This is a genomic window from Streptomyces natalensis ATCC 27448, assembly GCF_000935125.1.
GTDB classification, from domain to species: domain Bacteria; phylum Actinomycetota; class Actinomycetes; order Streptomycetales; family Streptomycetaceae; genus Streptomyces; species Streptomyces natalensis.
In genome coordinates this window covers 194,254-220,409 of the sequence record NZ_JRKI01000062.1, presented here as the reverse complement: position 1 = coordinate 220,409, position 26,156 = coordinate 194,254, and the positions used below count along the sequence as shown (strand labels likewise).

General features: G+C 70.3%; 26 protein-coding genes. 13 read left to right on the top strand and 13 right to left on the bottom strand.

What is annotated here, in order from left to right; all coding sequences use genetic code 11:
- Window positions 1–37 precede the first annotated feature (37 nt).
- The 3 genes from SNA_RS36165 to SNA_RS36155 are packed head-to-tail and all read left to right on the top strand — an operon-like array spanning window position 38 to window position 1,808.
- Window positions 38–397: a type VII secretion target gene (locus SNA_RS36165; protein ID WP_030070834.1), complete on the top strand. Its 360-nt coding sequence runs from the start codon at window positions 38–40 to the stop codon at window positions 395–397.
- Between the two features lies 1 nt (window position 398).
- A complete protein-coding gene (locus tag SNA_RS36160) occupies window positions 399–1,544 on the top strand; it encodes a WXG100-like domain-containing protein (RefSeq protein WP_030070835.1) in 1,146 nt (381 codons plus the stop codon).
- A gap of 3 nt (window positions 1,545–1,547) precedes the next feature.
- Window positions 1,548–1,808 carry a hypothetical protein gene (locus SNA_RS36155; protein ID WP_030070837.1) on the top strand — a complete coding sequence of 87 codons (261 nt, stop codon included), beginning with the start codon at window positions 1,548–1,550 and terminating at the stop codon, window positions 1,806–1,808.
- 109 nt (window positions 1,809–1,917) lie between these two features.
- On the opposite strand, the gene SNA_RS36150 is transcribed toward SNA_RS36155, so the two are convergent.
- The gene (locus SNA_RS36150) at window positions 1,918–3,738 is read right to left on the bottom strand and encodes a bifunctional metallophosphatase/5'-nucleotidase (protein ID WP_078970445.1); all 1,821 of its coding nucleotides are present in this window, start codon (window positions 3,736–3,738) and stop codon (window positions 1,918–1,920) included.
- Between the two features lie 344 nt (window positions 3,739–4,082).
- On the opposite strand from SNA_RS36150, the gene mshD reads away from it, so the two are divergent.
- Window positions 4,083–5,000: a mycothiol synthase gene (mshD, locus tag SNA_RS36145; RefSeq protein WP_030070843.1), complete on the top strand. Its 918-nt coding sequence runs from the start codon at window positions 4,083–4,085 to the stop codon at window positions 4,998–5,000.
- Between the two features lie 178 nt (window positions 5,001–5,178).
- On the opposite strand, the gene SNA_RS36140 is transcribed toward mshD, so the two are convergent.
- From SNA_RS36140 to SNA_RS43500, 3 genes are all read right to left on the bottom strand, one after another.
- The gene (locus SNA_RS36140; RefSeq protein ID WP_030063777.1) at window positions 5,179–5,853 is read right to left on the bottom strand and encodes a class I SAM-dependent methyltransferase; all 675 of its coding nucleotides are present in this window, start codon (window positions 5,851–5,853) and stop codon (window positions 5,179–5,181) included.
- A gap of 80 nt (window positions 5,854–5,933) precedes the next feature.
- Window positions 5,934–6,434, bottom strand: a complete 501-nt coding sequence (locus tag SNA_RS36135; RefSeq protein ID WP_030063778.1) for a hypothetical protein — start codon at window positions 6,432–6,434, stop codon at window positions 5,934–5,936.
- 563 nt (window positions 6,435–6,997) lie between these two features.
- Window positions 6,998–7,162 (bottom strand): hypothetical protein, encoded by a 165-nt coding sequence (locus SNA_RS43500; protein WP_198535184.1) that lies wholly within the window; start codon window positions 7,160–7,162, stop codon window positions 6,998–7,000.
- Window positions 7,163–7,850: 688 nt separating this feature from the next.
- Here SNA_RS43500 and SNA_RS36125 point away from each other — a divergent pair.
- The gene (locus SNA_RS36125; protein ID WP_241779981.1) at window positions 7,851–8,840 is read left to right on the top strand and encodes an NsdA family TPR-like regulatory protein; all 990 of its coding nucleotides are present in this window, start codon (window positions 7,851–7,853) and stop codon (window positions 8,838–8,840) included.
- Window positions 8,837–9,391, top strand: coding sequence for a GNAT family N-acetyltransferase (locus tag SNA_RS40895; protein ID WP_078970443.1), 555 nt, complete (start codon window positions 8,837–8,839; stop codon window positions 9,389–9,391). The genes SNA_RS36125 and SNA_RS40895 overlap by 4 nt, the downstream gene beginning before the upstream one ends.
- A gap of 56 nt (window positions 9,392–9,447) precedes the next feature.
- Here SNA_RS40895 and SNA_RS36120 read toward each other — a convergent pair whose 3' ends face one another.
- From SNA_RS36120 to SNA_RS43010, 5 genes are all read right to left on the bottom strand, one after another.
- A complete protein-coding gene (locus SNA_RS36120; RefSeq protein WP_044368596.1) occupies window positions 9,448–10,074 on the bottom strand; it encodes a GNAT family N-acetyltransferase in 627 nt (208 codons plus the stop codon).
- A gap of 41 nt (window positions 10,075–10,115) precedes the next feature.
- Window positions 10,116–10,358 (bottom strand): hypothetical protein, encoded by a 243-nt coding sequence (locus tag SNA_RS36115; protein ID WP_030063782.1) that lies wholly within the window; start codon window positions 10,356–10,358, stop codon window positions 10,116–10,118.
- Between the two features lie 145 nt (window positions 10,359–10,503).
- On the bottom strand, window positions 10,504–11,478 hold the full coding sequence (locus SNA_RS36110; protein WP_030063783.1) for an AraC-like ligand-binding domain-containing protein: 975 nt from the start codon (window positions 11,476–11,478) through the stop codon (window positions 10,504–10,506).
- Window positions 11,450–13,570 (bottom strand): ABC transporter ATP-binding protein, encoded by a 2,121-nt coding sequence (locus tag SNA_RS36105; protein ID WP_078970442.1) that lies wholly within the window; start codon window positions 13,568–13,570, stop codon window positions 11,450–11,452. The genes SNA_RS36110 and SNA_RS36105 overlap by 29 nt, the downstream gene beginning before the upstream one ends.
- Before the next feature lie 162 nt (window positions 13,571–13,732).
- Complete coding sequence (locus SNA_RS43010; protein WP_157880190.1) at window positions 13,733–13,894, bottom strand: hypothetical protein; 162 nt, start codon at window positions 13,892–13,894, stop codon at window positions 13,733–13,735.
- A gap of 515 nt (window positions 13,895–14,409) precedes the next feature.
- Here SNA_RS43010 and SNA_RS36100 point away from each other — a divergent pair.
- The 4 genes from SNA_RS36100 (at window position 14,410) to SNA_RS36085 (ending at window position 19,285) form a co-directional block, all read left to right on the top strand.
- Entirely contained in the window at window positions 14,410–16,701 is a 2,292-nt protein-coding gene (locus tag SNA_RS36100) for an RNA degradosome polyphosphate kinase (RefSeq protein WP_030063785.1), read from the top strand.
- Between the two features lie 160 nt (window positions 16,702–16,861).
- The gene (locus SNA_RS36095) at window positions 16,862–17,929 is read left to right on the top strand and encodes a CHAD domain-containing protein (protein WP_078970456.1); all 1,068 of its coding nucleotides are present in this window, start codon (window positions 16,862–16,864) and stop codon (window positions 17,927–17,929) included.
- Window positions 17,922–18,440 carry an NUDIX hydrolase gene (locus tag SNA_RS36090; RefSeq protein WP_241779980.1) on the top strand — a complete coding sequence of 173 codons (519 nt, stop codon included), beginning with the start codon at window positions 17,922–17,924 and terminating at the stop codon, window positions 18,438–18,440. The genes SNA_RS36095 and SNA_RS36090 overlap by 8 nt, the downstream gene beginning before the upstream one ends.
- 110 nt (window positions 18,441–18,550) lie before the next feature.
- Window positions 18,551–19,285, top strand: a complete 735-nt coding sequence (locus tag SNA_RS36085) for a formylglycine-generating enzyme family protein (protein WP_044368591.1) — start codon at window positions 18,551–18,553, stop codon at window positions 19,283–19,285.
- A gap of 34 nt (window positions 19,286–19,319) precedes the next feature.
- Here the strand turns inward: SNA_RS36085 and SNA_RS36080 are convergent, their stop codons facing one another.
- From SNA_RS36080 to SNA_RS36070, 3 genes are all read right to left on the bottom strand, one after another.
- Window positions 19,320–20,303: a phospholipid scramblase-related protein gene (locus SNA_RS36080; RefSeq protein ID WP_044368590.1), complete on the bottom strand. Its 984-nt coding sequence runs from the start codon at window positions 20,301–20,303 to the stop codon at window positions 19,320–19,322.
- 10 nt (window positions 20,304–20,313) lie between these two features.
- Entirely contained in the window at window positions 20,314–20,937 is a 624-nt protein-coding gene (locus SNA_RS36075) for a methyltransferase family protein (protein WP_030063792.1), read from the bottom strand.
- 132 nt (window positions 20,938–21,069) lie between these two features.
- The gene (locus SNA_RS36070; RefSeq protein WP_030063793.1) at window positions 21,070–22,077 is read right to left on the bottom strand and encodes an aldo/keto reductase; all 1,008 of its coding nucleotides are present in this window, start codon (window positions 22,075–22,077) and stop codon (window positions 21,070–21,072) included.
- Window positions 22,078–22,204: 127 nt separating this feature from the next.
- On the opposite strand from SNA_RS36070, the gene SNA_RS36065 reads away from it, so the two are divergent.
- Window positions 22,205–23,071, top strand: a complete 867-nt coding sequence (locus SNA_RS36065) for a helix-turn-helix domain-containing protein (RefSeq protein WP_030063794.1) — start codon at window positions 22,205–22,207, stop codon at window positions 23,069–23,071.
- 81 nt (window positions 23,072–23,152) lie between these two features.
- On the opposite strand, the gene SNA_RS36060 is transcribed toward SNA_RS36065, so the two are convergent.
- Complete coding sequence (locus tag SNA_RS36060) at window positions 23,153–23,971, bottom strand: class I SAM-dependent methyltransferase (RefSeq protein WP_044368588.1); 819 nt, start codon at window positions 23,969–23,971, stop codon at window positions 23,153–23,155.
- A gap of 156 nt (window positions 23,972–24,127) precedes the next feature.
- On the opposite strand from SNA_RS36060, the gene SNA_RS36055 reads away from it, so the two are divergent.
- Both SNA_RS36055 and SNA_RS36050 read left to right on the top strand, forming a co-directional pair.
- Window positions 24,128–25,573 carry a glycosyltransferase gene (locus SNA_RS36055; RefSeq protein WP_044368586.1) on the top strand — a complete coding sequence of 482 codons (1,446 nt, stop codon included), beginning with the start codon at window positions 24,128–24,130 and terminating at the stop codon, window positions 25,571–25,573.
- A gap of 64 nt (window positions 25,574–25,637) precedes the next feature.
- Entirely contained in the window at window positions 25,638–26,129 is a 492-nt protein-coding gene (locus SNA_RS36050) for a type III secretion system chaperone family protein (RefSeq protein ID WP_037788698.1), read from the top strand.
- Window positions 26,130–26,156: the final 27 nt, after the last annotated feature.

Genomic DNA, 26,156 nt, shown 5'->3' with positions numbered 1-26,156 from the left:
CGGCATTCGCTTCCTGACGTACTCCTGGAGCTCGTACATGTTCGAGCAGAGGGAGCGGGGAAGCGGGATGAGCGGGCAGTTCGGTGTCGATCCCTCGGCGCTGACGGATCTGGCGGACAAATTCGACCGGGAAGCGGGGGATCTGACCACGCAGCTCCATGCGTTTGTGGCGACATCGTCAGAGGTCGGAGAAGCCTTCGGCATCCTGGGTGCCTGCGACGGCGCGATGGATAAGTACTGGCAGCTGCTCAACAGCACTGTCAAGGCGCTCGGACACCTTCCCGATGTGCTCAACAGCGACGCGGACCGTTTGCGGATCAACGCGTCCAGCTACCAGGACTCGGACCGGGTAGCCATCGGTCACCTGCGGTCCGTGAGCCAGGTCCGGGGCGTGTGACATGAGCATCAACGGCTGGATAGACGGCAAGGTCCTGGAGATCCTCCAGGCATTCGGCGTGGAACTCCCCGGCGGCAACGGTGACACGCTCCGCTCGATCGCCCATGCCTGGGACGCCATGGGCACCGAACTGGCCAAGGTCGTACGGGTCCTCGACAGCGCCGTGGACGGCGTCGACAAGCAGGGCTGGCACGGCGAGGCCCGGGATGCCTTCGAGAAGCACTGGCAGGGCCAGAAGAAGACCATCACCGACGTCGCGAAGAACTTCCACCATGTGGCCGACGGGCTACGGGAATTCGCCGACGAGATCGACAAGATCAACGAAGAGATCATCGACATCTGCGTCCAGATCGCCGAGATGGAGGTGCTGGGCGCCGCGCTGTCCGCGTTCACCGGCTTCCTCTCCGACCTCGTCGCCAATGCGGCTGTGGCCGCGAAGGTTGGCAAGATCTTGGACCTGGTCAAGTTGTTCACCTCGGCAGCCGAGAAGGTGGCGGCCCTGCTGGAGCGCTTCGGCGGGATGAGCGCCGAAGTTGCGGCGACGCTGGAGAAAATGCTCGTCGCGGTGGCTCGTATCGGCGGCAAGTTTGCAGAAAGCTACGCCACGAACTTCGTTGCCGACTCGGGCAGCATGATGCTCAACCAGGCACTCAACGGTCAGCCGGTGACGGTGGGCAACGATTTTCACACTGCCAACCGGGAAGCTCTGGGTACCGCCGCCTTCACTGTGGGCGGATCGGAGCTGGCGGAGGGTGCCAAGCTGACCGGCGCGTTCGGCAGGATGCTCAAAGGCGAGGGGTGGGCGGGCAGCGCCGCCAACGGTGCGCTCGGCAACATTGCCGGTGGCCTCAACGCCGACCTGGCGGACGATGACAAGGGCGGCTCGGACACTGCATGGGACGTGGGGACGAATGCCGTCACCGGTGCCCTCGGAAACCACCTCGGCGACCACCTCCTCGGGCAGATGGAGGGACACAGCCTCGGCGGCGAGGGCGGAGGTGAACAGGGCAAGCTCATCGACGGGGCGTACCGGAATGCCTTCCGCACCGGTCTCAACACGGCGATTTACGAAGGCGGTTCGGGCATTGAGACCGACCTTCAGAACCTTGACAAGGACTATGACGAAGCCAAGAAAGAGGCGAATTAGTCCGTGCCCCACGAGACCAGCACCGTGATCCTGGCGGGGGTCGCGCACCTCCCGAAACACGACCCCGGCTGGGGCCCCAGTCTTTGGGAGCTCCTCGGGATCATCGGATGCATAGTCGTCTATGCCGGTGTCGTCCTGACAAACGGCCTCTGGCGCGTCAAGGACGGCAGGGGCTGCTTCACCTACCTGTTCGGGCCGGTGATTCTCCTCATCGGCCTGGCTATGGCCATCGTGGGCTTCGGCTTCGCTTTCCACCTGCTGTAACGCTGTGCGAAGCGCACCGGCCCCGGCCGCCCGTCTCTGTGACGGACGGCCGGGGCAGGCTGCGTGAGCAGTGCCGAACGGCCCGCCCCGTCCCGCTACTTCACGACTGCTACTTCACGATCGTGATCCGGTCCGCCTTCGGCGGATCCAGCGGGCCGGATGCCGAGGAGTGGGCGGTGAGGTAGGCCGTGAAGGCGTCCAGGTCGGAGGCGCCGACGTACTTGTTCTTGCCGTCCTTGAAGGCGGGGAAGCCGTCGCCGCCGCCCGCCAGGAACTCGTTCATCGCGACGCGGTAGGTCTTGGCCGGGTCGATGGGGGTGCCGTTCAGCTTGAGCGAGTCCTTGACGACGCGGCCGGCACCGGATTTCGTCATGTCCAGGGTGTAGGTCAGGCCCTTGGAGACCTGGAGGATCTTGGGTTCGGCCGCGTTCGGGCCGCTGACCTGCTGTTGGAGGCCGGTCAGGAGCTGGCTGCCGGTGAGGTCGACGACATTCATCATGTTGGTGAAGGGCTGGACGGTGAACGCCTCCCCGTACGTCACCACGCCGTCGCCCTCCGAGCCGGCCGCCTTGTAGGCCAGGTCGGAGCGGATGCCTCCCGGATTCATCAGGGCGAGCTGGGCGCCGCCCTTGTCGGCGGCCCGGGTGGCCTCCAGTTGGGCGTCGGCGATGACGTCGCCGAGGGGAGCCTCGGGGGCCTCGGTGCCGCGGCCGTCGATGTCCGCGGAGATATGGCCGACGGGGCGGTTGGCGACCGGCGCGGCGAGCTTGTTCCAGCGGGCGATCAGGGACGTCATGTCCACGGCCTTGGGCCCCGTGCGCTCCACGACATGGTTGACCGCGCCCGGCGCCTTCACACTCGTGCGCACGATGTCATGGGTGCGCCGGTCGTAGGTGAGCGTCGTATCGGTGTAGAGCCTGCCGAAGGACGCCGCCGAGGTCACCGTGCGGGGCCGGCCGGACGGGTCCGGGATGGTGCAGGTGTAGGACTGGTGGGTGTGGCCGGTGACCAGCGCGTCGACCTGCGGGGTCACATGCTTGGCGATCTCGGTGATCGGGCCGGAGATGCCGTCGCCGGGACCGGGGCTGTCGCAGTTGTAGTTGTACGCGGTGGAGGCGGGCATACCGCCCTCGTGGATCAGGGCCACGATCGCCTTGACGCCCTGCCGGTTGAGCACCTTGGCGTACTTGTTGATGGTCGCGACCTCGTCGTGGAACTTCAGGCCCTTGACTCCGGCGGCGTTGACGATGTCCGGGGTGCCCTTCAGCGTCACGCCGATGAAGCCGATCCTGACGCCCTTGTGCTGCCACACGGTGTACGGCTTGAGCAGCGGCTTGCCGGTCTTCTCGTCCGTGACATTGGCGGCGAGGTAGGGGAAGTCGGCCCCCGCGAACTTCTTCCCCTTCTCGTAACAGCCGTCCTTGGGATGACAGCCGCCCTTCTGCATCCGCGTCAACTCGGCCCGGCCCTCGTCGAATTCATGATTGCCGACGGAGGTGACATCGAGACCCAGCTTGTTCATGGCCGCGATCGTCGGCTCGTCGTGGAAGAGGCCGGACAGCAGCGGGCTGGCACCGATGAGGTCGCCGGCCGCGGCGGTGACGGAGTACGGGTGCCCCTTACGGGCCGTACGCAGCGCCTGGGCCAGGTACTCGACGCCGCCCGCGGGGATGGCCTTCTTGCTGCCGTCGGGCTCCAGCTCCTGCACCGTGCCCGACGAGCCCTGCGGCGGTTCGAGGTTGCCGTGGAAGTCGTTGAAGGAGAGCAGCTGGACGTCGACCGTACGGCCGCCACCCGGGTGCGCGGTCTCGGCCCCGGCGGGCAGGGCGGTCGCGGTGACCCCGATGGCGGCGGCCAGCACGGCGGCCGCGGCCGACAGTCTTCCCGCCAATCTCCGTGTGGCGCGGCGTGGTTGAGGCGTGGATGGCATGGGTTCCCCTCCTGGATGGTCCGAGCGGAGGGCAGCCTACGGTCGACGCGCGTAGCGCAACAGGGGGGACGGGTTACGGCTCGGCGAAGCCCGTGGCTTCGCCTCGCTCGACCCTCAACCAAGATTGAGGGTCGAGCTGACGCCATGATGACGACGCAGGACCAGGCGGGGAACCAGCTGGCTGTTCCCCACCTGCTCCCCACCTGTTCCCCAGCCGGGGGAGTGGCTCGCCGTCCTCGCCCACGTCCGGAAGATCACCCCGGTGCGTTTCCTCACGCCCGATGACCCGGCCCCCGCCCCCGGGAGAGTCGTACGCTGCACGCATGACTGACGCAGCACAGGAGATGGGCCGGTCCGGCCGCAGGGTCCGGGTGGTCGAGGAGCTGACCCCGGAGACGGCCGCGGCCGTGCTGGAGCTGATCGAGCAGGCCGCGCGGACGGACGGGCAGCCCGCGGTGTCCGAGCAGGGGCGGCTTCAGCTGCGCGGCGGGCGGCGCCCCGGGGTGCGGCATGTGCTCGTGTACACGCCGACGGAGGACGAGGAGCAGCTGGTCGCCTACGGGCAGCTGGAGGACACCGACCCGGTGGAGGCTCCGGCCGCCGAGCTGGTCGTGCACCCGGGCCACCGCGGCCGCGGGCACGGCCGGGCGCTGGGCAGCGAACTGCTGGCACAGTCCGGGCGCCGGCTGCGGGTATGGGCGCACGGCGGGCACCCGGCCGCCCGGCACCTCGCCCAGACCCTCGGCCTGACGATGTTCCGCGAGCTGCGCCAGATGCGGCGCTCCCTGGCCGATCTGACGCTGCCGGAACCCACGCTCCCCGAGGGCGTGACCGTACGGACCTTCCAGCCCGGCACCGACGACGCCGCCTGGCTGGAGGTGAACGCCGCCGCCTTCGCCCACCACCCCGAGCAGGGCTCGCTGACCCAGCGCGACCTGGACGACCGCAAGGCCGAGCCGTGGTTCGACCCGAAGGGCTTCTTCCTCGTGGAGAAGGAGGGCCGGCTGGTCGGCTTCCACTGGACGAAGGTGCACGCCGAGGAGGGCCTGGGCGAGGTCTACGTACTCGGAGTCCGCCCCGGCGCCCAGGGCGGCGGCCTGGGCAAGGCCCTGACCTCGATCGGCCTGCGGCACCTGGCGGCACAGGGGCTGCCGACGGCGATGCTGTACGTCGATGCGGACAATGTGGCGGCGGTGAGCGTGTACGAGCGACTGGGGTTCGTCACCCATGAGACGGATCTGATGTATCGGTCGGAGACCTGAGGGGTCTGGCCGGGGTGACGCGGGAGGAGTGGCAGGGACTGGTGTTGGCGGCCTTTCGGGCCACCCCCCCCCGCCACCCACCCCCGCCACCCACCCCCGATACGGGCCGCGGCCACCGGCGGTGGGCAGAAACGGCGGCGCCTCGCGTCGAGGACTGGCTCCGCGCTCTGCGTGCTGCTCAGAGCCGTACGGCGCGGCCGATCAGCGTGCCGATGTGGCCCTCGGTGGGCGCATCCAGCACGGTCACACTCGTGTCGGTCAGGTCAGCCTCGGACAGGAAACGTGCCCAGGCTTCAGGGGCGTAGCTGTACCGGTAGGTATACATCGCAGGCCCCGCGAACCCGCCCTTGTACATGCCCTGCGGCCCGTACGCGCCCGGGACTGCCGGGGGCTGGGAGAACACGATGACCCCACCAGGGTTCAGTCTGGCGGCGGCGAGAGGGAACAGCCGCTCAGGGTCGCAGAACCAGACAGCGCCGAAGATCGAGTAGATGGCGTCGTACGTCTCGCTCGTGCGCTCCAGGTAGTCGAGCACCTCCGCGCACACGAACCGCACCCCGCGCGGTCCCCACCGTTCAGTGGTGTGTTCGACCATGACCGGTGACAGATCCACACCGGTGGCCTTCGCTCCGCGCTCTGCGAGACAGGCCAGGGCACGACCGGTGCCGCAGCCGAGCTCCAACACACTCTCGGGATCTCCCAACAGCTCTGGGCCTGGCGCGGTCGGGTGGTCACGGTACTGCGTCCAGCGGAAGACCGGTTCGGAGTCGAACACTTCGCCGCGTACGGACTGGGATCCGGCGTAGATGTCCCAGAGCCGGCGCTCGTGGTCGTAGTTGTGCGGTGCAGACACGGCGGCGTCCTCGCAGAGCTGATAGGGGAGTTGGCCCCGCCGGTGTTGGGCCGGCGAGGCCAACACGCTAGTGCGGGTGGTCAGTGGCTGTCGGGCACTTGGGTGTCACACGGCGAACAGTTGGCGCCGTCCCTCGCCCACAGCTCTTCGTCCGGATGAAACCCGATCGACCGTAGGAAGGCAGCGGTACGCAGAACCATGCCGTCGTTCCGGCGCTGGATGAATGGCGCGTGGTGCTTGTACGCCCCGTTGTTGTACAGAGCGCAGAACGCGAAGTACACCGGGGTGTCGAGGATGATCTGGTGCACGCCGATATCAACGACCTTGCCTACCCCGAGGTGCACCTCGGGGTGCTCCATGGAGGCGGTCAGGTACATCACGGCGTTGCCGAGGATGCGCTCCACCAGGTCGCGGACCATCACCTCGTCGCGCAGTAGGAGTGCCACCTCGCGGTCCCAGATGGTCATGCCGCTGTCGAAGACGTTGACGGTGAGGTGCCGGATATGTGGCTGTACGGCGTTGAGCAGGGCTTGTGGGTCTCGCGTGCGCGTGCTCGTGGGGCATTCGGTTAATGCGCTCATGCGTGGTGCTCCTCTCGATGGTTTCGACTGGTGCATGGCCCCTGCCGTGGCCGGCTTGCCGTGAGCGAGCCTGGCCCTGGCAGGGGGCTGATGCGCCCCTTTGGACGGACCGGGGCGAGAGCTGGTCACGTCGACTCACGAAGGACAGGTGCTGTCCCTGCTCAGGGCTTGTCCGTCTCATGGGGCGGACGTGCATCGTCGGGATGCCCGTATTCCTCGTGCGTCGGCACAGTGCCGAGCACCTCCCACAAGGCAGGGTTGTTCTCTGCCTGGAAGAGTGTGCTCAGTTGCTCTTTCAGCAGTGCACATCCGGGGCAGCCGCGAGGGTCGGCGTGACCGGCGTGAGGCGCCCCGAGCGGATCCTGCTGCGACACGTTTTCACCGCGCCTTTGGGTGGGAGTGGCGGATCATCTCGACGTTGCAGTCGGACGCCTTCGACTTGTCCCCGGAGGCGTACGCCCTCGCGCGCTGATCGGCCAACGCCCTGCACACGTCGCATCCGGCGACCGGCACGGGCTCCGATGCCGGTTCCCCCAGGTGAACGGGGCGGCATGTTCGCGGCATCAGCCCATCACCTCCACCCCGTGAATCCAGCGTGGCCCGGTGTCGTACCCGTGTACGGCGAGCCACAGGTCCCGCCGTCGCCCGCGCTGGGCCCGTCGTTCCCGTCGTTCCTCGGGGGTGAGGACGTACGACCGGATCAGGTAAGAGTCCTCGCCATGCAGCATGTCTGGCTGCCGTACGAGGACGCGGGGAGGTACGGGCGTTGGTGCGGCCTCGCGCCGCGCAGCGGGCAGTGCGTCGGACGATCGATGGCGGCCCCGCGCGGGAAACATCAGCCGCAGCAGCAGGATTAAGAACCTCGCTGTAGCGTGGGTCATGTCGTCAACTCCTGTGTAGTTGATGGCCACGCCCCCGGACGTTCACCCGTCGCGGGGGTCCTTACGTGGCGACTGCGTATTGATCTGTCGATCGTGTGCCGGGATGACGTGGTCCCCAACCAGTTCAGCGCCTCCGCAACACCTGTGGGCGCTCGGCGACCGGACGTTTAGGCGGACGTTTTCACCGCCGAGGTACGGGCCAAGTCGCTACGGTGGGAAGAGGATCCGTGCACGCAAGGGGAAATGCATGGCGCGTAGAGATGTGAGCACGCTCGCTCGGTTGCGCAAGGAAGCCGGATACACGCAAGCGACATTTGTCTCCGCGTTCGCCCGCGAGGCTGTACGCCTGGGCATCGACGCTGCGGTGAGTACGCGCCAACTTCGGCGGTGGGAAAGCGAATCAGCGCCACCGTTACCGCACCCTGGTCAACAGAGTGTGCTGGAAGGGATGTTCGGCCTTCCACTCACTGAGCTGGGGTTCGACGTCCCTACGCACAGACGCGCAACTGTCCAGCGGATTGGTGACGATGCAGAGGTGAAACGTCGAATGTTCGTCGCCGGTACAGGGGCAGTCGCGGCAGCGGCTATTATCCCTGACCGGCACGGGCCGCGTGTCGGTGCAAGCGATGTGGCGGCGCTCCGCGCCCGCCTGGCCGACCTGTACGCCGTTGACCATAGCTCCGGTGGGATTCCTGCCAAGGCTCGTGCGAAGCAACTCGAACAGCACCTCATGCGGACGTTGAAAGACTCCGTCTATACGTCCAAGATCGGCCGGGACCTTCAGGCGATGCTGTCCGAGCTGCATAGCAACCAAGCCTGGTACGGCTACGACAGTGGACCGATCGGTAAGGCACGCGTGGCTTCGATGGAGGCTTTGACGGCTGCCCAGCTCATCGGCGACGAATTGCTGCAAATTTCAGCGCTGGAAACGCTCGTACTGATCGATATCAAGGCGAATCGGGCGTGGGAAGCCGCATCGGCAGTCGAGACGGCGTATGGCCTGGCCAGCCGGGTTGGAGCTGGACCGGCCGTTCATCTCGTGATCGCACTTCGCGAAGCCAATGTATCCATGCATGTTGGCGATACGACCGCAGTCCGTCGCGCGCTCAGCCGCGCACTTTCTTATCAGAGCCGCGACGAAGCGAGCGACGAGGTTCCCCATTGGGCACGGTTCGCCGGAACGGTGGAAATCGACTACGCCACGGCGGAAATGTACCTGAGGGCAGGGAATCCTCAGCGTGCAGTGCCATTTTTGCGTGCTGCTGTGGATGGGCTCGGGGGCGGCTATGCCCGCAACACGGCGTGGTACAGGTCCAAGCTGGCCAGCACCCTTCTCGACTCGGGGGAGGTGGAGGAGGCGGGTGCTGAGATGGCGGGAGTAATCGAATCGTATGGAGAGATCGCCTCCCATCGTCTCGCCGACCGCATCAGGAATTTTCACAAGACCATCAGCTCCATTGAAACCACCGCGGCGCGCGACACTTCGGAGAGGATCCAAGAAACTATGAGAGGAGGTCGCTCATGACCAGCCCAGAGAAGATCGCCATTGAGTGCTTGGACGGCCCGTCTGCTGCACAGTCGGAGCCCGCATTCAGGCTCGTCTACGCCGAAGTGTTCGCGGAGGAACCGTATGAGGAGACCCCGGAGTCGGTAGAGGCGACCTTCCGTCGCTTCCGCTCTCAGGTTCGCAAAGCCACGTTCCGCGGCGCGATGGCACGTACGGGCGGCGGTGAACCAGTGGGTATCGCATACGGATATCCGCTCAGTCCCAGGACCGGTTGGTGGGATCGCCTGATCGCCCCTGTCCCGGCCGACATCAGCCGAGAAGACGGGCAACGCACTTTCGGGCTTATGGAATTCGCAGTACGGGCGCCTTGGCGCCGACTCGGGGTCGGTCGGCGGCTGCACGAGGCGCTACTAACAGGAGGCAACGAAGAACGCGTGCTGCTTAACGCGCTACCTGACGCGGAGGCAGCTCAAGCTGCTTACCGGTCGTGGGGATACCGCAAGGTGGGTGAGGCTCATCCCTGGGAGGACGCGGATCTCCATGATGTGATGGTTCTCAACCTCCGGTGAGTATTCAGCACCCCACGACACAACAAAGTCACCGACGGCTCGTCTTACCACCATGGTCACTCCGCAACCGCACCCCGCCGCCACTCCCGCGCCAGCATCGCGTAGATGACCTCGTCGGCCCACTCCCCGTCCAGGAACTCGTTCTCTCGTAGACGGCCCTCGCGGCGCATCCCCAGGCGCTCCAGCAGGCGGGCCGAGGCGGTGTTGCGGCCGTCCAACTCGGCTTGGATGCGGTGGAGTTGCAGGTCCTCGAAGCCCAGTTTCAGCAGGGCGCGGCTCGCCTCGGTGGCGTAGCCGTGGCCGCCGTGGTCGGGGTGGAAGACATAGCCGATGCCGCCCTGGCGGTGCTCGGCGCGGGGCAGGGCGAAGGTGACGTCGCCGATCACCTGCCCGGCCAGCGGGCCGGTCTCCCGGATGGCGACGGCCAGGCTCAGGAAGTCGCCGCTCTCGCGCAGGGTGGTGCGGGTCGCCTTGATGGCGAGGTCGGCGCGTAGCTCGTCCTCCTCGTAGGGGCCCGTGTAGAGATAGCGGCAGACCTCGGGGAGGCTTCGGTAGGCGTATATCGCCGCGAAGTCGTCGTCGGCGCGGACCGGGCGCAGCTCCAGGCGCTCGGTGCGTATCGGGTAGGCGGGGGTGTACGGGAGCGGCAGGGCGAGCGTGGCGGAGGCGTCGGGTGGGAGCATGCGGCCCAGCGTAGGCAGGGGAGTTGACGGGCGCAGTTGAGTTAGGACAGGTCGATCCGCTCGGCGGTCGGCGCGGTGGAGGCGTGACCGCCGTATGCCCATGCTTCGAGGGCGTGGCCGTCTCCGCGCATGTCCTCGATGTGCACGGCGGCGTTCCCGAGGTGCCACAGCACCCTGCCGGGCCGGTCCTGGGGCTGCGGGGCCGCTGTCGCGGATCCGGTGAGGCCGAGCACCACGGTGGCGGCGAGTCCTGACAGCAGGGCCGTCCGCAAGTTGCCCTTCATTTACGCCGGTTCTCCCCACGTGAGGCGACAATCCACCGTCCGCCGATGCGCTCTCCCGTTACGCATCGGCGAACGTTCCTCCAGGATGCCGGGGTGTGGCGGTGGTGTCGTGAGCGCTGAGTGCACACCTGTGTTGGCAATGAGTTCACTCGTGGCCGTGGAGGGCCTGGTGCCGGTGGTCGGTGGGTGTGGCGCCGTAGGCAGTGCGGTAGGCGCGGCTGAAGTCGGTGGCGCGGGGGAAGCCCCAGCGGGCGGCGATGGTGTGGACCGGGGTGGCCTGAAGGGCCGGGTCCGTGAGGTCGCGGCGGGCGGCCTCCAGGCGCAGGCGCCGGATCCGTGCGGCGACCGTGGTGTCTTCGTCGCGGAAGAGGCGGTGCAGATAGCTGGTGGAGATGTGGTGCGCGGCGGCGATCGTGGCCGGGGTGAGGTGCGGGTCGGGTAAGCGCTCCCGGATGAACGCCTTGATGCGCAGGGTGAGGGTGCGCTGGTGGGTCTCCGGTGGGAGGGAATCGCCGGCTTCGAGTATGTGGGCGAAGAGCCCGGCGACCAGATCGGTCAGGACCGTGCCCAGCCGGGGCCCGTCGGAGGGCAGGTACGGGGCCGTGTCCGCGGTCAGGTGAGTGAGGAACCGCGCCAGCAGGGCACCCACCCCTTCCCGGGCCGACACCGGAGCCCCGACCACCTGGTCGGCCGCGTCGCGAGGCAGCGGCAGCAGCGCCCTGGGAACCTCCAGCCCCACCATCGTGACCGAGTTCCCGGAGCTGTGGACGTCGTACGCCAGTGAGGAAGAGTTGATGTGCAGGTCGTACGGCTTGTACTCGGTTTCCCGGTGCCCCCACACGCCTGCCCCGCTCCCGCGCACGATGAGTGAGAGATGGTAGGTCTCGGGATCGGACCGTCGGATCAGCTTCGGTGTGCGCCGAAACGTGAGCGGCTGGAAAGTGGCAGGCCACACGGTGACGGCACCGAGGTCCAGCACACGCTGGGAAGCCCGGAAGTCGTCGGCGCAGTCGCTCCGCAAGTCCATCGGCGCATGCGTACGGCCCAACAGCTCGACCCAGTAGTCGAAGCGGTCCGCCGGCGGCACGTCCTCACTCCGGAACACCTTCTCGTCCAACAACCGCTTCTTCCTCGTCTGCTCGGGATTCGATGGCTGCGCATTTCCATTCTGTGATGCGGGGACACCTGTTCGGAGGCGATTCCCCAAGTACTGCGGGCAGCCGAGGCAGCGTAGGGCGGCAGCTCGCCGAGGATCGGGCCGCCGGAGAGGGCGCGTCGTGGCCGTACAGGCGGGCGTAGGTGCCGGCGTGGGCGAGGAGTTCGTCGTGGCGGCCGGATTCCGTCAGGCGCCCCTGGTCGAGGACGAGGATGTGGTCGGCGTCCGGGGCCAGTTGGAGGTCGTGGGTGATCAGGAGGGTGGTACGGCCCGCCATCAGGCGGCGCAGCGGGGTGATCACCCGGCGGGCGGAGAGTGCGTCGAGACCGGCGGTCGGCTCGTCCAGGACGAGGACCGGGGCGTCGCGCAGCAGGGCGCGGGCGATGGCGATGCGCTGGAGCTGGCCGCCGGACAACTGGGCGGTGCCGGGGGAGATGTGGGTGTCGTAGCCGTCGGGGAGGGCTTCGATGAAGTCGTGGGCGGCGGCGTCCCGGGCCGCCCGTACGATCTCGGCGTCGGTGGCGCCCGGCCGTCCGCAGGCGATGTTCTCCCGGATGCTGCCGTGCAGGACCAGGGTCTGCTGTGGCAGGAGGGTGACGCGCTCGCGCAGGAATTCCAGGGGGAGGGCGTCGAGGCGGGTTCCGTCGAGGCGGATGTGACCGGCGGTCGGGTCGTAGAAGCGGGGCAGGAGCCTGGCGACCGTCGACTTGCCGGCTCCGCTGGGGCCGGTGATGAGCACCAGCTCTCCGGGGCGGGCGGTGAAGGAGAGGTCGCGCAGGGCGTACGGGGCGGGGGCGCATGAAGCCGGGCCCGGTTCCGGGCCGGCGTCCGCTGCCTCCGGATAGCGGAACCACACATGCGCGAAGTCCACGACCCCGCGCACCCGTTCGGGCACGCGAGCCGACGGAGGGTCGGTGACCGCGGGCCGGGCGGCGAGGATCTCCAGCAGTCGTTCGGCGCCCGCGGTGGCCGCGGTGACGGTCAGTCCGAGCTGGCCCAGCGCCCGCACCGGCGGATAGAGAGAGCCGAGGAAGGCGGCGAAGGAGAGCAGCTGTCCGAGGGTCATCCGGCCCCGGGAGATCTCCCAGGCGCCGAGCCCGATGACGGCCAGCACACACACCGTCTCGATCACCTCGACCAGCTGCGCGTACACCTCGCCCAGCTGCGCGTACACCTCGCCCAGCCGCGCCCCGCGCACCGACGCCCGCATCCAGGCGCGCGCCTCGGTGCGCAGCCGCCGCTCCTCGTCCCGCCGCCGGTTGTACGCCTGGGTCAGCACGATGTTGCCCAGCGACTCCTCGACGACGGAGGTGATCGCCCCGTCGGCGATCCGTTCCTGGCGCGCCGCGGCCTTGATCCGGGTGGCGAACTGCCGGGCGGCCAGCCAGAACAGCGGCGCCAGGACGAAGGTCGCCAGCGCCAGGTCCCAGCGCAGGACGAGCGCGGCGGCGAAGAAGAAGACCGTGCTGAACAGCGCGGACACCGTTCTGACCAGGCCGGAGACGACCAGCTGCTCGATGGCCTCCACATCCCCCGTGAGGCGTTCGACCAGATCGCCCTGCCGGTGGCGCTGGAAGAAATGCGGCGGCAGGTCCTGGACATGTCCGAAGACGCGGGCCCGTAGTCGCATGACGAACCGCTCCGCCACCCATACGGCGGTGGAGTTTCCCAGGTAGCCGACGAGCGCCGCGAAGACCGCCGCCCCCAGCCACTGCGCGGCCGGCAGCCAGAAAGCGTTGAGCGACCCTTTCTGGAGGGCGTGGTCGGTCAATTCACCGAAGAGGAGAATGCCGCCGGTCTCGGCGAGGGCGGCAATCACCACACAGATGCATATCAGCGCCAGCCGGTGCCGGTCGCCCTTGGTCAGCGGCCAGAAACTTCGGAAAGCGTGCCGGGTGGATGCGGATGCGGATGCCGTCGCGCTCCAGGATTCCTCGTCGGTCGGGGTTTCCTTTTCCTTGCGGCCGGTGAATTCCGGTGCCGGGATTTCGGTGAATTTCGCTACGGGCTCGAAGGCTCGCAGTCGTACCGTCGGCCGATCGTCGTACGGAGGCATCCGCCGCCGCCCCTCTTCCGTGGATGTCCGTCCGTGCGCCCCTCAGTGCGCCCCTCCGTGCGCCCCGCCGTACGTCCCTCCGCACGGGAAGCCCGGAGGCGGGCCCCGGCCCCACGCCGGGCCCCGGCCCCACACCGGGGCCCGGCTCCGGAAGTGCGGGCGTCAGCCGCCGATCACCCGGCGGGCCGGGCGCACGATGACGACGCTGCCACCGGCCGGCGCCGGACGCGTGGTGACCGTGCCGCCGCGGTGGGCGGGAACGCCGCGATGGGCAGGCTCGCAGCGGTGCGCCGGAATGGCGGGGATGATCTTTCGGAAGGTCATGGATTTCTCCGATGCTCGATGGGTTCTCTGTGAATCAGCTATGCATTGTCAGTGCATTGGCGGTGCATTGTCGGTGCGTTGATGGTGCAATGGCAATGCATTTCTTGTCGCCGTCACTTTTCGGTCGGTGGCGACGAAAGAAACGTTACGGTAGGAAGCCGAGCCGGCGATGCCGTTTTCCGTGAGGTCTCGCTTAATTAAAGATGAGGGATTTCTCATGCATGGCGGGCTGCTTTATGTGGGCCTTATGATGGCGCCCGACGGACCCCGCGACGGACCCCGCGACGGCCCCAGGGTCGCCCCCTGCCCGCGCTCCAACCCCCGGGAGTAGCCCCCCGCTTGCCTGTCCGCCATATCCGCGTTACCGGCGATTCAATATCGCTTGCGAGCATCGCTGAATGCAGCCCGCTGTGCCGAACGCCCCGACCCCGCGGCTCCGCGTCGCGCCGCCTCCCGGCAGCGACGAGCCGGGTTCCGGCGCGCCTGGAGTCCCCGGAGCGCGGAAGAATGAAGGCATGAACCAGCACCCGCGCCCTCAGGCCCAGGGTCGGCCCGAGACGCAGTCCCCGAAGCCGTCGCCGTCCGAGGCCGCCGGGCCCTCGGCCCAGCCGTCGGTGGGCTCCATCGCCGCGCACCGCCCCAACGCGGTCCGTGGCACGCTGCCCGAACTGGAGCCCGAGATGGACGCCGATCTCGACGGGTACGTCGAGACGGGCGTGCCGGGCGCCGACGGCCAGGAGCTGCCCACCGGCCGTTTCCTGGACCGTGAGCGCAGCTGGCTGGCGTTCAACGAGCGGGTCCTGGAGCTGGCCGAGGACCCGGCGACCCCGCTGCTCGAACGGGCGAACTTCCTGGCGATCTTCGCCAGCAACCTGGACGAGTTCTTCATGGTCCGGGTGGCCGGCCTCAAGCGCCGCATAGCCACAGGCGTCGCCACCCGGTCCGCCTCCGGCCTCCAGCCCCGCGAGGTGCTGGAACTGATCTGGACGCGCTCGCGCGAGCTCATGGCACGGCATGCCGCCTGCTTCCAGCAGGACATCGTCCCCGAGCTCGCCGACCAGGGCATTCACCTCATCCGCTGGCCCGACCTGACGGAAAAGGAGCAGGCCCGCCTGTTCACGCTCTTCCGGCAGCAGATCTTCCCGGTGCTGACGCCGCTGGCGGTGGACCCGGCGCATCCGTTCCCGTACATCTCCGGCCTGTCCCTGAACCTCGCCGTCGTCGTACGCAACCCGGTCAGCGGCCACGACCACTTCGCGCGGGTCAAGGTGCCGCCGCTGCTCTCCCGCCTCCTGGAGGCCGGCCCGCAGCGCTACGTCCCCATCGAGGACGTCATCGCCGCCCACCTGGAGGAGCTGTTCCCCGGCATGGAGGTGCGCGCGCACCACATGTTCCGGGTCACCCGCAACGAAGACCTGGAGGTCGAGGAGGACGACGCGGAGAACCTCCTCCAGGCGCTGGAGAAGGAGCTGATGCGGCGGCGCTTCGGGCCGGGGGTGCGCCTGGAGGTCGAGGAGTCCATCGATCCGTCCGTGCTCGATCTGCTCGTCCAGGAGCTGAAGGTCTCCGACGCCGAGGTCTATCCGCTGCCCGGCCCGCTCGACCTGACCGGACTCTTCGGCATCGGCGCCCTGGACCGCCCCGAGCTGAAGTACCCCAAGTTCGTCGCCGGCACCCACCGCGACCTCGCCGAGGTGGAGTCGGCGACGGCCCCCGACATCTTCGCGGCCCTGCGCGCCCGCGACGTCCTGCTCCACCACCCGTACGACTCCTTCTCCACCTCCGTCCAGGCATTCCTGGAGCAGGCCGCCGCCGACCCCAACGTCCTGGCCATCAAGCAGACGCTCTACCGCACCTCCGGCGAGGACTCCCCGATCGTCGACGCCCTGATAGACGCCGCGGAATCCGGCAAACAGGTCCTCGTCCTGGTGGAGATCAAGGCCCGTTTCGACGAACAGGCCAACATCAAGTGGGCGCGCAAGCTGGAGGAGTCCGGCTGTCATGTCGTCTACGGCCTGGTCGGCCTCAAGACCCACTGCAAGCTCTCGCTCGTCGTCCGTCAGGAAGGCGAGATGCTGCGCCGCTACTCCCACGTGGGGACCGGCAACTACCACCCCAAGACCGCCCGGCTGTACGAGGACCTGGGACTGCTGACCGCCGACCCGCAGGTCGGAGCCGACCTCTCCGACCTGTTCAACCGGCTGTCGGGCTACTCCCGCCGCGAGACCTACCGCCGCCTCCTGGTGGCGCCCAAGTCCCTGCGGGACGGCCTGATACAGCGCATCACCAAGGAGATCGCCCACCAGAAGGCCGGCCGCCCGGCCTACGTCCGTATCAAGGTCAACTCCATGGTGGACGAGGCCGTCATCGACGCCCTCTACCGCGCCTCCCAGGCGGGTGTGCCGGTCGACATCTGGGTCCGCGGCATCTGCGCGCTGCGCCCGGGCGTCCCCGGCCTGAGCGAGAACGTCCGCGTCCGCAGCGTCCTCGGGCGCTTCCTGGAGCACTCCCGGGTGTTCGTCTTCGGCAACGGCGGCGAGCCGGAGGTCTGGCTGGGCAGCGCGGACATGATGCACCGCAACCTCGACCGGCGCATCGAGGCGCTGGTCCGGGTGACCGACCCGGCGCACCGCGCCGCCCTCAACAACCTTCTGGAGACCGGGAATTCGGACGCCACCTCGTCCTGGCACCTGGGCCCGGACGGCGACTGGACCCGACGCGCGGTGGACGCGGACGGTGCGCCGCTGCGCAACGTACAGGAAATGCTCATTGACGCCCGGAGGCGCCGGCGTGGCCCAGCGACATGACCAGCCGGCCGGGGGGCCGCCCGGTCTCCTCGGCATCGGATACGAGCCCGGCGGGGTGCCCGGAGCCCGTGCCGCGGTGGTGGACGGGCCGGAGGGGGAGCGCTACCGGCCGTACGAGTTCGGGGAACCGGGGGACTGGGGGGAGACGGGGGACAGGGACATGGGCGGCTCGACGGCACTGAGGGATCCGGGCACGGCGACGGACACGGGGGCGCGGTCCGGGCCCGGGAGGGACGCCGGTACGGACACGGGGGCGCGGTCCGGGCCCGGGCTGGATGCCCGTACGGCCGCGGAGGTGCTGGCCGCCTACCTCCACCGCCAGTCCGCGGACTTCCTGCGCAGCCTGCGGCTGCACCGCGAGAGCGGCTCGGACGCCCAGGGCGCGGGCGAGGCGGCCGACCAGCTGCGCGCCGCCGCCCGCCGGATCAGCGCCACCTTGCACACCTTCGGCCCGCTCACCGACGAGACCTGGGCCGGCCACCTCCTGTCCGAACTGGGCTGGCTGGCGGGCGCCCTGGCCCGCGAACACGCCTGCGCCGCCCGCCGCGGCCGCCTCCTGACGGCCCTGCAACGCCTGTCGGCCCCGCCCGCGGGCGAGACCGACCCCGACACCGCCCTGTCGGCCGGGGCCGCGCGGGCCGGTGCGCTGCTCGACCGGCAGCTCACCCTCGCCCGCACCCGCGCCCACTCGGCCGCGCTCCAGGCGCTGGGCTCCTCCCGCTTCCACGCCGTCGCCGACTCCGTCGCGGTGCTCGCCTCCGAGGCCCCGCCGACCCTCGCGGCCGCCGACGTACCGGCCTCCGAGGCGCTGCCCCGGCTCGCCGACGAGGCCCACCGCCGCCTCGCCGAGGCCGCCGCCGCCCTCCCGCTGGCCCGCGCCGGCCACCCGTACAACGCCGACGCCCTGGCCGCCGACCACCGCCAGGACGCGCCCTGGCACCAGGTACGGATGCTGGTACGGCTCAGCCGCTACGCCCGGGAAGTGACCGCCCCGGGCGCCCCCGACCCGCGTCTGACCACCGCCGGCCGGGCCCTGGAACAGCACCGCGACGCCGCCGAGGCCGCCACCGCGGCCGCCGCGGCCGCCCGCACCCCCCGCATCGCCCCCGCCACCGCCTACGCCCTCGGCGTCCTGCACGCCGACCAGCGCCACGAGGTCGAAGCGGCCCGCTTCGCCTTCGGCCGCGCCTGGCTGGCCCGCTTCAAGGGGGGCGAGGCCGATGCCTGACGCCATGCCTAACGGGGCGGCGCGCGGGTCTGGCGACGCGCCGAACGGGGCGGCACGCGGGGCTGCCGGTGCGCCGATCCGGGCCGCCGGGTGCGTGCTGTGGCGCCGTTCCGCCGCCTCCTCCGTCCCCTCCGCCTCCGGCGGCGACGGCCTGGAGATCGCCCTCGTCCACCGGCCCAAGTACGACGACTGGTCGCACCCCAAGGGCAAACTGAAGCGCGCCGAGGACGCCCTCTCCGGCGCCGTCCGCGAGGTCGCCGAGGAAACCGGTATGACCTGCACCGTCGGCCCCGAACTCCCCACCGTCCGCTACCTGGTCGGCGACCGCCCCAAGGAGGTCCGCTACTGGGCCGCGGAGGCAACCGGCGGCGCCTTCACCCCGAACCGGGAGGTCGACCGCCTGCTGTGGGCCGCCCCCGACACCGCCCGCCGCTATCTCACCCAGGACCGGGACAAGGACCTGGTCGCGGCCCTCCTGAGCGCGCTCCCCAGGATGGGGGACGGGCGCTGACCGGGGGCGCTGACGTGTCGTCTGTGTCGACTGTGTCGGTCTCATGAACAGTGCCGCCCGCGGGCCGGCAATGCGCCCCGCCCGTACGGCCGTTCGCATACAAAGGACCGGTGACCACGCGCAGCCGCCAGGCGACGAGCCCTCAGGCGCTCACCGACCCCGTCCCGCCCCTGCTCGACATCCCCGCCGGACGGATCGTCCTGCGCGACGAGGGCACGAGAACCAGCTGGACGGCCGAGGTCGGGGCCTTCCGCCTGGCGCCGCACCCGGTGACCCGCGAGCTGTACCGCACCGTCCTGGGCGAGGCTCCCGAGAGCACAGCGGGCCCGCACACACCCGTGACCGAGGTGTCCTGGAAGGACGCCTTGCACTTCTGCAACCGGCTCTCCGAGGCAACGGGGCTCACCCCCTGCTACTCCCTCCCCGCTGACCTCACCGACCCCGCCGACCCGGACGCCCTGGCCGTGCTCTGCGACGGGGCGGCCGACGGCTACCGCCTCCCCACCGAGGCGGAATGGGAGTACGCCTGCCGCGCGGGCACCTCCGGCGTCCGCCACGGCGAGCTGGATGACATCGCCTGGTACCGCGGCAACTCCGGCTACGTGCTCCACGACGTCGCCACCCGGAGCCCCAATGCCTGGGGCCTGCACGACATGATCGGCAACGTATGGGAGTGGTGCTGGGACCTCTACGACCCCGCCGTCTACGGCCCGTACCGCATCTTCCGCGGCGGCGGTGCCTACGACCCGCCCCGCTCCTGCCGTGCCTCCTGCCGCCGCAAGAGCCATCCGACGCTGCGGATCGACGACTTGGGGTTCCGGGTGGCGCGGTCGGGAGCGTCCTGAAGCCGGCGCCCTCCGGCCGGCCGGCACTCCGCCGCTACGCGTTTCCGTCCTTGTCCGGCCGGAGCATGGTGTTCACGGTGAGCGCGGCCGCCATGACCAGGGTGCGCAGGGGTTCTGCCATCGGGCGGAAGACCTGGAGGTAGTAGTAGTCGGAGCCGCCGACGATATCCAGGACGACGTCGACCAGCGTCCGGCCGATCCGGGCCACCTCGGCGCCGGTGTGGTCGGTGATGGTGAAGGTGAAGGCGTACCAGCCCTCCGCCTTGATCTGCCCGACGGTGTAGCCGTTGGCGACCAGGTCGAAGCTGACATAGCCGACCACCGAGTCCTGGTTGATCTCGCCGACCGGTGTGCCGTCGGGGCGTTCGACGGTCACCCGGGATTTGACGACCTTGACGCCCCGGCTCAGCACGAGGAAGGGGACGCCGGCGGCATCCCGGATCTCGAAGCGCCGGGAGAGGTAGCGGTCCATGGTGCTGACGAAGCGCAGCGCCTTGCGGGCGGCGTTCTGGCCGGTCTCGGCAACCGAGCCGACTTCGTTGCCGTTGCGGTCGCGGACCGAGTAACTGGTGGTGATGTCGACCCATTTGAAATCCTGGTCGACCTTGAGAACCTCCGCCGAAAGCAGCGCCTCGGCGCCCCCGACACCGGCCGCCTGCGGGTGGGGCTGCTGGGGCTGGGCCTGCGGCTGTTGTGGGACCTGCGGGTAAGCCTGTTGAGGCTGATACGGCTGCTGGACCTGGGCCTGGACCGGATGGGGCTGGGCCGGCTGGTGCTGCTGGCCCTGCGGGTACGGCTGTTGGGCCGCCGCCTGCGGGTAGGGCTGCTGTGGCACCGCCGCCTGCGGGTAAGCCTGCTGCGGTACCGCCGCCTGCACCGGGGCGGGTGCGGGCGCAGGGGTCGCCTGAGGTGGGTGCGGCTGGGTGTGCTCGGTCCAGCGGTATCCGTCCCACCAGCGCAAAACCGGCGTGCCGTAAGGGTCCTGGTACCAGCCTTGCGGCACCGCGTTCTGCGTCATGGCAGCAACCCTAGCCAGCGCCGCTTCCGCGGGTGCGACGGGGCCACGGAATCAGCGCGGGGACGCGGGCGCGGTAGGCGTCATAGGCGGCACCGAACTGATGGGCCATCAGGTCGTCCTCGACCCGGACCCGGCGCAGGAGCCAGGGGACGGCGACGACCAGGAAGGCTGTCCAGACGCCGAAGCCGCAGGCCAGCATGCCACCGATGATCAGGCCCAGCAGGCCGGTGTATATGGGGTGGCGGACCAGCCGGTAGGGGCCGTCGGTGCGCAGTTCGTGGTGCTCCCGGACCATCGGGACGCTGGCCCACATCGTGCCCAGCACCCAGCGCGCCCACAGCAGCAACGCCGTGGAGGCGACGGCCAGGAGGGCGCCCAGCAGCGCGAGCACGGGCTGCCAGTACTGGAGGCGGTGCCAGAACTGGGGAAACTGCCGGACCAGGACGGAAAAGGCATAGGCGCCCGCGATCAGCAGGAGCCGGCGGGGCAGGGTGCGGCGCACTCCCCGCATCCATTCGCCCGGACCGGCCTGGCTCTTCACGCCGAAGTAGACGGCGCCCGCGATCCAGGCGGCGACGAAGATCAGAACGCAGACGGCGATGAGAGCGACCAGTGCGGAGTGAAGCGAGCCCATGGCTCAAGGCTGCTCCGAGGCGGCGTGGGGCGCGACCACCCACGGGTTGATTGTGGGGCCTCCACCCACGGGTGGAGGCCCCACAAAGCCGCAGGTCCACGGCCGCAGCCCCACAGCCGCGGCACAGAGGGCTCAGCGCCGCCGCAGCGACGCGTCTCCCACGGCGGGCGGGACGTAGTAGCTGTCGGCGCGGTTGAGATCCGTGCCCGGCGGGACGATCGCGTCGATGCGGTCCAGGACGTCCGCCCCCAGGGTGACGTCGGCGCCGTCCAGGAGGCTGTCGAGCTGGTCGAGGGTGCGCGGGCCGATGATGACGGAGGTCACCGCGGGGTGTGCGCGGACGAAGGCGGTCGCCAGGTGGGGGAGGGGGAGGCCGGACTCGGCGGCGAGCTCGGCGAGGGCGGCGACGGCCTCGGCCTTGCGGGCGTTCTCGGGGACGGAGAGGTCGAACTTCGACGTCTCCAGGCCGGCCCGGGAGCTGGCCGACAGATCGCGCCCCGAGAGCCAGCCCGCGCTGAGCGGGCCCCAGGTCAGCACGCCCATGCCGTAGCGCTGCGCGGTCGGCAGCACCGCGTTCTCCGCGCCGCGCGCCAGTATCGAGTACGGCGGCTGCTCGGTACGGAAGCGGGCGTGGCCGCGGCGTTCGGCGGTCCACTGGGCCTCGACGATCAGCTCGGCGGGGAAGGTGGAGGTGCCGATGGCCCGTACCTTGCCGGAGCGCACGAGATCCGAGAGCGCCCCGAGCGTCTCGTCGATGTCGGTGGTGGGGTCGGGGCGGTGCACCTGGTAGAGGTCGATGTGGTCGGTGCCGAGCCGGCGCAGGCTGTCCTCGACCGCGCGCATGATCCAACGGCGGGAGTTTCCACCGTGGTTGGCGTCCGGGCCCATCGGGTTGAAGAACTTCGTGGCCAGGACGACGTCGTCGCGGCGCCCCTTGAGCGCCTTTCCGACGATCTCCTCGGACTCGCCGGCGGCGTAGACGTCGGCGGTGTCGACGAAGTTGATGCCGGCGTCGAGCGCGCGGTGCACGATCCGTACGCCGTCGTCGTGATCGGTGTTGCCCCAGGCGCCGAGCATCATCGTGCCCAGTGCGTACTCGCTGACCGAGATGCCGGTGCCGCCGAGGATCCTGCGCTGCATGAGCCGCTCCTTGTACGAGAAGGGGTCGAGGGCACCACCCTGCTGCCCCTGTACGGAGCGGACCAGGCCCGTCACAGCCTGGGTCCGGTGGAACCACCCAACCGGCGGTGCGTCGCATACTGGATGGATGCTGCACGCGGAAATCGAGATCGGCTCGTTCCTCAAGGCCCGCCGGGCGGGGCTGAACCCGGAGGACCTCGGCCTGCCCGACGGGGTCAACCGCCGCCGGGTGCGGGGCCTGCGGCGCGAGGAGGTCGCCCAGCTCGCCGGTATCAGCGTCGACTACTACACCCGGATCGAGCAGGGGCGGGCGCACGCGATCTCCGACAGCGTCCTGGACGCCATCGCGCGGGCGCTGCGGCTGTCCGGCGGCGAGGTGACGTATCTGCGCAATATCGCGGCGCCCCGGCGGCGCACGCCGGGCGCCTGCCTCCCCGGTGCGGTCTCCGGGCAGACGGTACGGCCGGAGATCCAGCAGCTGCTGGACGCCATGGAGGCCACCGTCCCGGCCATGGTCATGGGCCGCGGCCTGGACGTACTGGCCTGGAACGCGCTCGGCGGCCGGGTCGCCTTCGACCTGGAGGCGCTCGATGCGGACCGGCGTAACACCGCACTGCTGGTCTTCCTCGACCCGGTGGCGCGCACCCTGTTCCCGGACTGGCAGGCCAAGGCCGTGGAGGTGGTCGGCAATCTGCGGGCCGACAGTGGCCGGCATCCGGACGACCCGCGGATCTGCGAGGTCGTCAACGAACTGCTGGCGCGGAGTGCGGACTTCCGCAGGGTCTGGGAGACCCAGTCGGTGCACGAGTGCCTGCGCGGCACCAAGCGCATCCGGCACCCGGAGGTGGGTCAGCTGGACGTCACCTTCGAGAGCTTCCGGCTGAGCACCGACCCGGACCAGGCGCTGGTGACGTACACGGCCCCGCGCGGGTCGGAGACGGAGCGGCGGCTGCGGGAGCTGGGGGAGCGCGTGCAGCCGGTGCTCGCCCGGTAGGCCCCGGGCCGAAGTCCTCAGGCCTGGGCCGAAGCCCCTCAGGGGGCCCGGGTGGGACCCCGTAGGGCCCGGCGCGCCGGCTCACGCCCTGGGCGCCAGTGCCTCCCATCGCACCGTGACCTCCCCCTGGCGTCGCCGCCGCGGATCCCCGGTGAGCGGCCAGTCCGCCGCCAGCGCGTGGACGGCGGCGAGCCAGCGCTGACGGGCGCCCAGCGCGCCGAGCGGGGCGGCCGCCGCCCAGGCGTGGTCGAAGTCCCGCAGGAAGGCGTGCACCGGCTCGCCCGGGACGTTCCGGTGGATGAGCGCCTTCGGGAGGCGTTCGGCCAGGTCAGAGGGGGTGTGAAGGGAGCCGAGCCGGGTGGCGAAGGTGACCGTGCGCGGGCCCTCGGGCCCCAGCGCGACCCAGACGTGCCGCCGCCCGATCTCATCGCAGGTGCCCTCGACCAGCAGCCCGCCGGGCGCCAGCCGCGCGCACAGCCGCCGCCAGACGGCGGCCACCTCCTCCTCGTCGTACTGCCGCAGCACATTCGCGGCCCGGATCAGCACCGGCGCCCGCCCCTGCCCGCCCGGCAGCGGCACCTCGAAGCCCCCGTGGACGAAATCCAGCCCCGGCCCCCCGTACGGCTGGGCGGCCGCCACCCGCTCCGGTTCGATCTCGATGCCGACCACCTGGGCGTCCGGCCGGACCGTGCGCAGCCTGCCCAGCAGTTCCACCGCGGTCCAGGGGGCGGCGCCGTAGCCGAGGTCGACGGCGACCGGGTCGGCGGTGCGGCGCAGCTCGGCGCCGTGCTCGGCGGCTATCCAGCGGTCCATCCGGCGCAGCCGGTTGGGGTTGGTGGTGCCGCGGGTGACCGTGCCGACGGGGCGGGAGGCGGCGGGGACGGAGGTGCGGCGGGCCATGCCATCGAGAGTACGGGCCAGGGGGCGGCCGTCCGCCCAAAGGTCACTCTTTGGCAAAGTGCGAGCGCGGGCCGCCGTACGGAAATGGATGGGCGGCCCGCATTGTTGGAGGGGGTCGGAGGCGCGCCGAACGCCCGGCCAAGGAGGGAGCTCGCAGTGAGCCAATACGTGTCCCGGCTCCGCAGTCGTCCCCACGGCCCGTTCCCGGGGTCGGCGCGGCTGCGGCTGCCCGGCGTACCGCGCCGTCCGCGCCGGGTGGCGATGCTCAGCGTGCACACCTCCCCGCTGCACCAGCCCGGCACCGGCGACGCCGGCGGGATGAACGTCTACATCGTCGAGCTGGCCAAGAAGCTCGCCGCCCTGGGCATCGAGGTCGAGATCTTCACCCGGGCGACGACGGGCACCCTGCCGCCCACCGTGGAGCTGGCCCCGGGCGTCCTCGTACGGCATGTGGACGCCGGTCCGTACGAGGGCCTGGCCAAGGAGGAGCTGCCCGCCCAGCTTTGCGCCTTCACCCACGGCGTGATGCGGGCCTGGGCCGGCCACCGCCCCGGCTACTACGACCTGGTCCACTCCCACTACTGGCTCTCCGGCCATGTCGGCTGGCTCGCCGCCGAGCGCTGGGGCGTCCCCCTGGTGCACGCCATGCACACCATGGCCAAGGTCAAGAACGCCGCGCTCGCCGCCGGTGACACCCCCGAGCCCGCCGCCCGGGTGATCGGCGAGACCCAGATCGTGCGTGCCGCGGACCGGCTGATCGCCAACACCGCCGAGGAGGCGGAAGAGCTGGTACGGCACTACGCCGCGGAGCGGGACAAGGTGGCCGTGGTGCACCCGGGGGTCAACCTGGAGCGCTTCCGGCCGCTGACGGCGGGTGGCGCGGCGGGCGCGGCCGCTGGGGCGGACGTGACCGGTGCGGCGGGTGCCGGGGCCGAAAGCCAAAGCCGCGCCGTCGCCGAGAGCCGGGCCGCCGCCCGCGCCCGGCTCGGCCTGCCGCAAGACGCCGTCATCCCGCTCTTCGCCGGCCGGATACAGCCGCTCAAGGCCCCCGACATCCTGCTGCACGCCGCGGCCGCCCTCCTGGAGCAGGACCCGACCCTGCGCTCCCGCCTGGTCGTCCCGGTGGTCGGCGGGCCCAGCGGCAGCGGCCTGGCCAAACCGGAGGGCCTTCAAAAGCTGGCCGCCCGGCTCGGCATCGCGGATATCGTCCGGTTCCGCCCGCCGGTCGGCCAAGAACAGCTCGCCGACTGGTACCGCGCGGCATCGGTGCTGGTCATGCCCTCGTACAGCGAGTCCTTCGGGCTGGTCGCGATCGAGGCCCAGGCGTGCGGCACCCCCGTCGTCGCGGCCGCGGTCGGCGGCCTCCCGGTGGCCGTACGCGACGGCGCCAGCGGCTTCCTCGTCGCCGGACACGACCCCGCCGACTACGCCCGCGCGCTCGGCCGCTTCGTGGCGGACCCGGGGCTCTCGGCCCGGATGGGCGCCGCGGCCGCCCGGCACGCCCAGTCCTTCGGCTGGGGCACCGCCGCCGCCGCGACCGCCGAGGTGTACACCGCGGCCCTCCAGGAACACCGGCGTCACCTACGATCCCTGCATGGCTGAGATGACGGGTGAGGCCGGCCGGGGCCGGGAGCACGGTGCGGCGGCGCAGACGGCCGGCGCGGCGATGGCCCCGGCCGAGGTGATCGAGAGCACGCTGCGGGACGCGGAGCTGGAGTGGGAGTCGCCGTCCGACGGCACCTACGTCATCAAGCTCCCCGGCACCCGCAAGCTGTCGACGACCTGCTCGCTGATCGTCGGCAAACACTCCCTCTCCATCAACGCCTTCGTCGTCCGCCATCCCGATGAGAACCACGAAGCGGTCCACCGCTGGCTCCTGGAACGCAACACCCGCCTCTACGGCGTCAGTTACGCCCTCGACCACCTCGGCGACATCTACCTCGTCGGCAAACTCCCGCTGGCCGCCGTCACCCCCGACGAACTCGACCGCATCCTCGGCACGGTCCTGGAGAACGCCGACGGCAGCTTCAACACCCTGCTGGAGATGGGCTTCGCGACGGCGATCCGCAAGGAGTACGCCTGGCGGGTGGCGCGCGGGGAGTCCACCCGCAATCTGGCCGCGTTCGCGCATCTGACGGGCCGGTCGGCGTCAGCGTAGGCGCCCGGCCGAGCGGGAAACCGGCGC